The organism is Halobacillus sp., from assembly GCF_049282395.1.
Taxonomy (GTDB): domain Bacteria; phylum Bacillota; class Bacilli; order Bacillales; family Halobacillaceae; genus Halobacillus.
Map to the genome: position 1 here is coordinate 1 of NZ_JBAPTY010000230.1, position 9,198 is coordinate 9,198.

9 protein-coding genes are annotated in these 9,198 nt (G+C 41.4%); all 9 read left to right on the forward strand.

Annotation, left to right across the window (positions count from 1 at the left end; genetic code table 11):
* Positions 1-648 (forward strand): pyridoxal-phosphate dependent enzyme (locus tag WAM07_RS10090; RefSeq protein WP_422166508.1); only part of this gene is annotated, 648 nt, incomplete at its 5' end.
* A 1-nt stretch (position 649) separates the two neighbouring features.
* On the forward strand, positions 650-1,450 hold the full coding sequence (trpA, locus tag WAM07_RS10095) for a tryptophan synthase subunit alpha (RefSeq protein ID WP_422166510.1): 801 nt from the start codon (positions 650-652) through the stop codon (positions 1,448-1,450).
* 28 nt (positions 1,451-1,478) lie between these two features.
* Positions 1,479-2,060 carry an anthranilate synthase component II gene (locus WAM07_RS10100; RefSeq protein ID WP_422166512.1) on the forward strand — a complete coding sequence of 194 codons (582 nt, stop codon included), beginning with the start codon at positions 1,479-1,481 and terminating at the stop codon, positions 2,058-2,060.
* 356 nt (positions 2,061-2,416) lie between these two features.
* Entirely contained in the window at positions 2,417-3,829 is a 1,413-nt protein-coding gene (locus tag WAM07_RS10105) for a sodium:solute symporter family protein (protein WP_422166514.1), read from the forward strand.
* 441 nt (positions 3,830-4,270) lie between these two features.
* Positions 4,271-4,930 (forward strand): response regulator, encoded by a 660-nt coding sequence (locus WAM07_RS10110; RefSeq protein WP_422166516.1) that lies wholly within the window; start codon positions 4,271-4,273, stop codon positions 4,928-4,930.
* 391 nt (positions 4,931-5,321) lie between these two features.
* Positions 5,322-6,428: a hypothetical protein gene (locus WAM07_RS10115; protein ID WP_422166517.1), complete on the forward strand. Its 1,107-nt coding sequence runs from the start codon at positions 5,322-5,324 to the stop codon at positions 6,426-6,428.
* Positions 6,429-6,447: 19 nt separating this feature from the next.
* The gene (gene sipW, locus WAM07_RS10120; RefSeq protein ID WP_422166519.1) at positions 6,448-7,011 is read left to right on the forward strand and encodes a signal peptidase I SipW; all 564 of its coding nucleotides are present in this window, start codon (positions 6,448-6,450) and stop codon (positions 7,009-7,011) included.
* A gap of 60 nt (positions 7,012-7,071) precedes the next feature.
* Positions 7,072-7,668, forward strand: coding sequence for a CalY family protein (locus WAM07_RS10125; RefSeq protein ID WP_422166521.1), 597 nt, complete (start codon positions 7,072-7,074; stop codon positions 7,666-7,668).
* 43 nt (positions 7,669-7,711) lie between these two features.
* On the forward strand, positions 7,712-9,198 hold a 1,487-nt coding region (locus WAM07_RS10130; RefSeq protein WP_422166523.1), incomplete at its 3' end, for a M4 family metallopeptidase.

Consider the following 9,198-nt stretch of genomic DNA (forward strand, 5'->3'; position numbering starts at 1 on the left):
GCCAATTGTGAAGACCACTTCTATCTAATTGGTTCTGTTGTCGGTCCTCACCCTTATCCGCGTATGGTCCGCGATTTCCAGCGTGTCATTGGTGATGAGTCGAAGAAGCAGTTCCTTGAAGTGGAGCAGGAGCTGCCAAACCGCATTTACGCCTGCGTAGGCGGAGGAAGTAATGCGATGGGAATGTTCTATCCGTTCCTTGAAGACGATGCGGAGCTGATCGGCGTGGAAGCAGCCGGCCGCGGAATTGACACCCCAGAACATGCAGCTACACTTACCAAGGGTGCTCCTGGCGTTATCCATGGCTCCCTTACGTATTTAATGCAGGATGATAATGGACAGATTACGGAACCTTATTCCATTTCTGCCGGTCTTGATTACCCGGGCATCGGCCCTGAACACGCTCATCTGTTCCAGACGAAAAGAGTACGCTATGAATCTATCACGGATAAAGAAGCCTTAGATGCTCTTCGCCTATTAACGGAACGTGAAGGAATCATCCCGGCTATTGAAACCGCTCATGCGCTTGCTCAGGCTTTCAAAGAAGCCGGCAGCATGTCTAAAGATGAAACCATGTTAATCAATCTGTCCGGCCGTGGAGATAAAGACATGGCGACGCTGATGGAACATTTCGAGGAGGAGGTTTAGTATGCTGACGAAGACATCGTTTCAAGGTAAGTTAGAAAAAACGGAGGACCTGTTCATCCCTTTTCTCGTAGCGGGTGATCCCAGTCCATCCATGACGATTGCATTCGCGCTTCGTCTTCAGCAGCAGGGCGCCGACGTGTTGGAACTCGGTGTCCCTTACTCTGATCCTCTTGCAGACGGACCAACGATTCAACGGGCAGCAAGACGAGCTCTTGACGCAGGAATGTCGCTAAGAAAGGCGATTGAACTCGTCCCACAGCTTCGGAAGCACGGTCTTACCATTCCGGTCGTTATTTTCACCTATTACAATCCAGTCTTAAGACTCGGCCACGATCAGTTTTTCGAATTACTCGAAGAAAACGGAGTCGAAGGCGTGCTCATTCCGGATCTTCCTTTTGAAGAAAGTGAAGAGATTCGAGGTCAGGCAGAATCCAAAGACATTGAATTTATCTCTCTGGTAGCTCCAAACTCTGAGCAACGTATCAAGCAGATTGCGGAAAACGCGAAAGGCTTTCTATACTGTGTGTCCACGCTTGGGGTAACGGGCGGAGAAAACAAGATGACAGGAGAATCGCTGGCTTTTATTAAAAAAGTGAAAGAATACAGTCCGGTTCCTGTCGCAGTAGGCTTTGGCGTTTCTACCAATGAGGATGTAAAAATTGTACGTGAACATGCGGACGGTGTCATTATTGGCAGTAAAATAATTCGTTTAATAGAAAACGAGCTTGATAAAATTAACAGCGGCGAGAAAAGTGGGGCTCTGAAGAGCTTTTCAAACAGCATTGCTGAACTTGTTAAATAAGCAAATCAGCAGAGAGGAGTGGAGCTGAGTGATTTACATGATTGATCATTATGATTCGTTTACCTACAACCTGGTCCAGTATTTAGGAGAGCTCGGGGAAGAGGTTCTAGTCAGGCGTAATGATGAAATCGATATAGCAGAGATAGAAGCAGTAGAGCCAGACTTAATTTTTCTGTCACCGGGGCCATGCTCCCCGGATGAAACAGGTCAAACCCTTGAAGTGATCGATTACTTTAAAGGCCGCATCCCCATCTTTGGCGTATGCCTCGGCCATCAGTCCATCGCCCAGGTATTTGGTGGACAGGTTGTACGTGCGGACAAACTTATGCACGGAAAAGCTTCCACGATTTTTCATGGCGGCCGGGGCATCTATGAAGGATTGAACAATCCTATGGAAGTTATGCGTTACCACTCCCTCATTGTGGATGGTGAAGACCTTCCTGAATGTCTGGAAATAACCGCTACTACGATCGAAGGCGAAATCATGGGTCTTCGTCATTTAGAATATCCTATTGAAGGGGTCCAATTTCACCCTGAATCGATCGGTACCAATGACGGCAAGCAGCTATTGAAAAATTTACTAGAAAATCGTATTAAAGCCCTGATTTAAGAAGAAGCGGATGTCTGCACTATAGATATCCGCTTCTTTTATTTAGTACTATCGAATCATTTTTTAAAAGAATTTTATTTAGTTCCAGTCTTATTAATTAGAAATTTCATAAAAATCAAGCAAATTTTTCATCCCATGTCGTTATCGCTTTCATAAGAGATTGTGAAAATCTACCATCTGTCAAAATTGGCTTAAAATGCCTCTAAAGCCACATGAAATTGTTATTTTCACAATCTTTTAAAGTGTGATAAATTGAATAACGTTGTGTTCAGAGAGCGCTTCATTCATCGGCCGATGCAGAAAGACGACTCAGCAAAGAACCAGCAACTAATACATCAGGAGATGATTGAGTAGTTATGGAATTACAGCAAAATCCGAATTTACTTTGGTTTATTGTTATATATGGCCTGATTATGGTCGGTATTGGTATAGTTATGTCTAAGAAAGTAGCTGGAAGTGAAGATTTCGTTCTGGCAGGAAAGAGTCTAGGGCCATTTGTATTAATGGGAACCTTGCTTGCCACCTGGACAGGCAGTGGTAGTATCTCTGGCGGAGAAACGTCCATGGCCTTCAGTTACGGCATTCTTCCATCTTTGATGATGATGCTCCCAACGTTAGTCGGTATTATCATTCTCTATGTAGTTGCTCCCAAAATTCGTGCGTATGGAAAGTTTACGGTATCAGGAATTCTGGAAGCAAAATACGGGCGGACGTCCCGTAACATTGCGAGTGTCATTATCATTCTTGCCTATGTAGGTATCGTTTCTTATCAAATGAAAGGCTTTGGCTTTATACTTAATTTAACTACAGGAATGAGTGTGCAGACTGGTACCATAATCGGTGCAGCTATGATCATCTTTTTAGCTATGATCGGCGGTCTACGTTCGGTATCCCAGACAGATGCGATCAGTGGTTTTCTAATGGTGGGAGGACTGATCATTACAGTGCCGACGATCATTGCCGTCGCAGGCGGCTGGAGTGAAGTAGTTGCTAATGTTCCCGAATCTCATATGAGTTCTACTGGCGGGTTAACAACCATCCAAATGATCGGGTACTTACTGCCGTCCCTATTCTTATTATTAGGGGATCAAAATATGTACCAGCGTCTGGCATCCTCCAAAGGGGATAAATCAGCTAAACGTGCTCAGATTGGCTGGTTGATTGCAATGCTTGTTATTTCACCATCCATTTCACTGATTGCCTTCGCATCCCGTTCTTTATTCCCAAATATTGATCCGGGTATGGCATTGATGGCTACCACAGTAGCGATGCCAATGGCCATTGGCGGAATTCTGCTTGCCGCCGCAGCGTCCTTTATCATCACAACAGGAAACTCTTATCTATTATCTGCAGCTACTAATTTAACGTATGATCTCTATGGAAAATACGTTAATAAGGATGCTTCTGATAAAAAGCTGTTGTCTATGACCCGTATCTTTATTGCTGCGCTTGGAATTTTCTCTTACCTGCTCATCAGTTACTTCCCAACTGTATTAAGCGTTCAAATGTACGCATATACGGTGTACGGAGCAGGACTGACGCCTGCTGTTCTGGCAGTCTTCTTCTGGAAGCGTGTGAACGCAGTAGGAGGAGTATCCTCAATGGTGGCGGGAGTTGTAGCCACTCTTACATGGGAAATCATTCTTCAGAAACCGTTTGAAGTCAATAGTGTGGTCGTGGCTGTTCCGGTAGCTGTTATCGTGCTGATTGTTGCGACTCTACTAACGACGAACAACTATCAAACACGCAGCGTAGCCTCTAATGCTTAACTATATGAAAGACTGTCGAGATGCTCTCGGCAGTTTTTTTTCAATCATCGAATATTTAGCATGAACAAGGAAAAATGGCTAAGTAGGTAAAAACTTTGAAGGCATGCTCTTGAAAATCATGAAGATAACAAATGAGTGTAGTTGTCATGTGGGTAAAAAGTTATCCTCAATTGAGAACAAAAATATAGTTTGAGAGTAGTAAATATCATTATCTAATGGTAAAATATGTCTTATACATAGAGATTAGGGGACTTTTACAGGTCCAAAGATTCAATAAAAAAGGTGCAAAATCTAATAATACCGCTTTTTAGGTGGCGTGTGTGTACGTACGTGATTAATGCTTCTAATTTTCACCGATTCTGTTCTATCTGGTTTATTGTTCGTTATGTAGAATTTTGTCAAAATCCAAACGTGAATTATTTTCAGTTAAGCAGGAGGTAGATGAGTCGTATGATTCGAGTCATGATAGTTGATGATCACAGCGTACTAAGAGATGGAATTGCACTTGTAGTGAACTTAGCTAAGGAATTAGAAGTGATTGAACAAGCCAGTACTGCAAATGAATTCAAGGAGAAAATCGGTCTTTGCCAGCCGGATGTGGTAATTATGGATATTCACCTACAGGAGGAAAGTGGAATTGATCTTACCAGATATGTGAAGAAGCACTTTCCTGAAGTTAAAATACTCATGCTGACCATTGCAGACGATGAACAATATTTACAGAGATCCTTAGATGCAGGGGCTTCCGGGTATTTATTAAAAGAAACCTCTAGTAATGAGCTTATTCATGGGATTATCAATGTTTACCGGGGTGACTGTGTAATTCCGCCTTCAATGACTAAGAATTTAGTCATGAACTATAAAAGAAGAAAAAATGAAGTAAGTTCTAATTCCCGCCTCACCCAGCGTGAGCATGAAGTATTGCATGAACTGACGAAAGGTCATACGAATAAGGAGATTGCTCATATTTTGTATATCAGTGATAAAACTGTAAAAATACACATCAGTAATATTTATCGTAAATTAAAAGTGAAAAGCCGTTCTCAGGCTGTTCTATATGCTGTACAGAATAAGCTTCTACCTCCCGTGGGCATTGATTAACAAGTAACTTTAGAGTGGCTGGGATATAAATAGACACATAAAAGTAAAAAGGATCCGATTATCGATTTTTGATAATCGGGTCCTTTTTGTTTGAAAGGCACTGAGGGGATCCACCGATCCTCACAAGCTTCGGAAAAGAACACGATCTATCACAAACTGAGTCTTCAGGTATTTGCCCCTGTAGTGGATGAAGTGGCTGGTGAAAAAACAACACCACAGTTTAATAGAGTCATTATGGGAATCAAAAGATGTAGATGGACTAGTACCTTTGGTATATGTCTTCCAGTAACCCTAAAGGTATATAAAAATAAGCTGAACGGATAATGTTAAGAATAGTCGAAATATAAGATGATAGATACAAGATAAACACTCAAGTAGAAAGGAGGATTTTATGAAGCCCTGGCATCTACGTGTGATTACATACATTTTTGTTCCTCTTTTCACTCTCAGCCTTGTCATTTCCTTATTCTCGCAGTTAGTCACAGGCACGGAGGCCGCATTTATTTCCGAAAAAACTGAGCGGATGACGATTTCTACAGCTTCTTTATTTCCCGGCGAAGTAGAGGAAAGAATATTGGAATTACAAGAGACTTATGAGCATACACATTCTCTTTACCTCACCCTCTTAGAAGAAGACAAAGATTTAAAGGAACTTAAGGAAGATCGTGCTGAACTCAAAGAGAGCATGAAAGAGTTCGAGGCTTTACATAAAGAAGTGGTAAATTTACTTAATGATCATAAGAACGATCGTCTTGCTTTTGTTACAGAAGGACTGGGGAAACTAGAGGAAGTAGTGTCCCGCTATGAAAAAATGGAGCTAGAATTAGCGGATGAAAAAATAGAAGAAAAGGTGAAAGAAGAGGCAGAAGAAAAACGTAAAGCGCAGCAAGAAAAACAAGAGAAACAAAACGAGAAAAAAGAAGAACAGGAACTTTCCCAAAAAGAAGATGAAAAAGACATAGAGGAAAAGAATGGAGAACAAGAAGATAAAGACCGAGCAGATAAAGAAGTAGATGAACAAAAAGAAAAAGAGCAGAGCCCTGTCAAAAGAGAAACAGAAGAAAAAAATGCAGAAAAAGGAGATAAAGACCAAGCAGAAAAAGACGAAGATGCATCAAAAGAAAAAGAACAGACCTCTGTCAATAAAGAAGAGAATAAAAAAACAGAAGAAAAAGATGTAGAACAAGAAGACAAAGATAAGGCAGAGAAGGACATAGTTAAACCAAAAGAAAATGATCGGAAAAAGCCTGAAGAGACGGAAGTAGATAAATCCAAAAATAAAAAGGGAACGAATTTACCTACTTCCGAAGAGGATAATAAATCCAGCAATTCCGACTCTTCTAAAGTGGAGAGCAACGAAGAAAAAGAGCAGACCGCTGAGAAATCCATATCCGAAGATAAAAAGAATGAAACAGAATCAGTGCAAGAAGAAAAGGATACTGCAGAAGTGGAAGAAGAACAAGAGTCAGACCAGAAAGATGTAAAACAAGATCAATAGAAATTAGGAGGTTTCTACCATGAAAACAATGTTGAAAGTCTTTAAGAAAATCATGTCCGTGCTGACCGTTCTAGTTATTCTCACTTTGGCCGTGGTGGTAATAGCGGTAAAGGCCAGTGGAGGAGAACCGACCATTTTAGGTTATCAATTTAAAACGGTACTTTCAGGTTCCATGGAGCCGACGTTTAAAACGGGTTCTATTATCACCATTAAATTAACGGAACAAGACCAGCAGTATTCAAAAGGTGACGTCCTCACCTTTATTGATAAGAATGACAATCTCGTAACCCACAGGGTTACGGAAGTTATGAAGGCGAACAATGAAACTCTTTATACAACTCAAGGGGACAATAATGATGGAGCTGATCTTGACCCTGTTTTATCAGAAAATGTGGTCGGCCATTATACTGGCTTCACGATCCCTTATCTGGGTCACATCGTAAATTATGCCGGCTCTAAATCCGGGGCAGCCCTGCTATTGTTTGTGCCCGGTATCCTATTGTTTATCTATGGCGGTATGACTTTTAGAAAAGCCGTCAATGACTTTAAAAAACAACATGAAACAGCCTCAACGAATCAATAAGTGTTCCACTTCTTATGTTTTCCATACATAAGAGTTTACTAATAAAAAGGAGGAGATGGAATGAGTTTTTTTAAGAAAGTAAGTGCTGGAGTGGTGACTGCGTCCTTAGGGCTATCATTAATGGGAGGAGGAACTTATGCATACTTCAGCGACACGGAAACGACCAATAATACGTTTGGAATGGGAACTTTAGATGTGTCGGTTGATCCTGAAGTAATTGTAGACGTGAATGATTTGAAACCGGGAGACACGATCCTTAAAGAATTCAAATTAGGGAACGAAGGCACGCTCGATATTAAATCTATCAGTCTCTTAACCGATTACAATGTGATTGACGCTGAAGGTAACAATAAAGGTGCGGATCTTGGGGATCACATTCGCGTAAACTTCTTGTGGAACTGGGATAAAGAAAGCGAGCCTGTATTTGAAACGACCTTAAGTGAACTGCAGTCTATGGATCCTGACACAGTAGCAAAAGACGTATTTGATCCGCTATGGGAGCAGCGCGGAGGCCTGGATGTAGGCGATGAAGATACTCTATGGGTTCAGTTTGAATTTGTAGACAACAATGAAGATCAGAATATGTTCCAGGGTGATGACTTGAATCTTACTTGGAAATTCCAAGCAAATCAAACTGATGGTAAAGATTACGAGTGATCAGAAGGTTTTTAAAATCTAAATTTAACAGGAGGGTGATTGGATGAAGAAAAAAGTAGTTTCATCAACACTTGCGCTGACGCTTGCTCTAAGTGGGCTTGGGATTGGGGCCAGCAGTATCCATGCGGATGAATCAAAAGTAAAAATGAATGAAAAGTATGGTACACCTTCGTATATCATTGAAAACTGGAAAATGCCAAAGTTCTCCTCCTTTACGAAGCAGTCGCATTCTGTAGAAGATATTGCTTTATCTTACCTTAACTATCAAAAAGATAAGTTCAAGCTGAAAGGAAACAGTAACGAGAATTTCAAAGTGCTCAACACTCAAAAAGATAAAAAAACGGGGACTTCTCATGTGCGCTTAACGGAGCAATATAAAGAAGTTCCTATCTATGGGGCTCATCAGACCGTAACCTTGAATGAGGAGGATGAAGTAAAAGCTTTTTTTGGCAAGGTTGTACCCAATATGGATGAAAAAGGCATAGATACTAAAGCCGATATTACAGGAGACGAAGCCATTGAAACTGCCAAGGCTTCAATAGAAAAGAAAATCGGAGAGGTAAAGGCTTATGATGCCCCGCCTTCCAGTGAACTTTTCATTTACGAGTTTAATGGCAAGTTCCATCTTACTTATTTAGTAAAAGCTTCAACCTCCGATCCTGAACCGGGTTACTTCCATTACTTCATTGATGCAAAAACTGGGGAAATCGTTGATAACTACAATGCAATTGATCACGTAAAAGCATTTGGAAAAGGGGTACTTGGAAATAAGGAAATGTTTGAAGTGACTCTTCAAGAAGGAGATTACTACATGTTTGATGAGACACGTGGAGACGGCGTTCACACATTCGATGCCCTAAATATGGAACCAGGCTGGTTTAACCTTTTTTCTCAATTGCTTGGTTATCATGGAGAAGAAGTCACCAGCGGTCATAAGTACTTTAATGATGCAGCGTCAGTAGATGCCCATAAGAATGCAGGGATCGTGTATGACTATTACAAAGAAACCTTTAATAGAGATTCATTTGATGACAATGGGGCTAAATTGATTTCCTCCGTTCACGTGGGTGAAAACTGGAATAATGCCGCTTGGAACGGCGTGCAAATGATGTATGGCGACGGGGACGGTGAAACGTTTATCCCATTATCAGGAGCCGTCGATGTTATTGGTCATGAGTTAACTCATGCGGTTACTGATCGTTCGGCTGACCTTGTATATCAGGATGAACCTGGTGCTTTAAACGAGTCGCTGTCTGACATTTTGGGAGCCATGGTAGATCGGGATGATTGGTGGATGGGAGAAGATATCTATACGCCAGAAAAAGAAGGTGATGGCCTCCGTTCTCTGAAAGATCCATCCAAGGTGCCTCATCCATTTTATCCGGACCGTGGCTACCCAGATCATTATAGCGAATTGTACACAGGAGATTTAGATAATGGCGGTGTGCATATTAATTCAAGTATTAATAATAAGGCTGCTTATCTTGTCTCTGAAGGTGGTACTCATTATGATGTGGAGGTAGAAGGAGT

What these genes read in the sequence shown, in the direction of transcription:
- trpA (WP_422166510.1), top strand. Translation starts at nt 650, where the DNA reads ATGCTGACGAAGACATCGTTTCAAGGTAAGTTAGAAAAAACGGAGGAC.
- WAM07_RS10105 (WP_422166514.1), top strand. Translation starts at nt 2,417, where the DNA reads ATGGAATTACAGCAAAATCCGAATTTACTTTGGTTTATTGTTATATAT.
- WAM07_RS10110 (WP_422166516.1), top strand. Translation starts at nt 4,271, where the DNA reads ATGAGTCGTATGATTCGAGTCATGATAGTTGATGATCACAGCGTACTA.
- WAM07_RS10115 (WP_422166517.1), top strand. Translation starts at nt 5,322, where the DNA reads ATGAAGCCCTGGCATCTACGTGTGATTACATACATTTTTGTTCCTCTT.
- sipW (WP_422166519.1), top strand. Translation starts at nt 6,448, where the DNA reads ATGAAAACAATGTTGAAAGTCTTTAAGAAAATCATGTCCGTGCTGACC.
- WAM07_RS10125 (WP_422166521.1), top strand. Translation starts at nt 7,072, where the DNA reads ATGAGTTTTTTTAAGAAAGTAAGTGCTGGAGTGGTGACTGCGTCCTTA.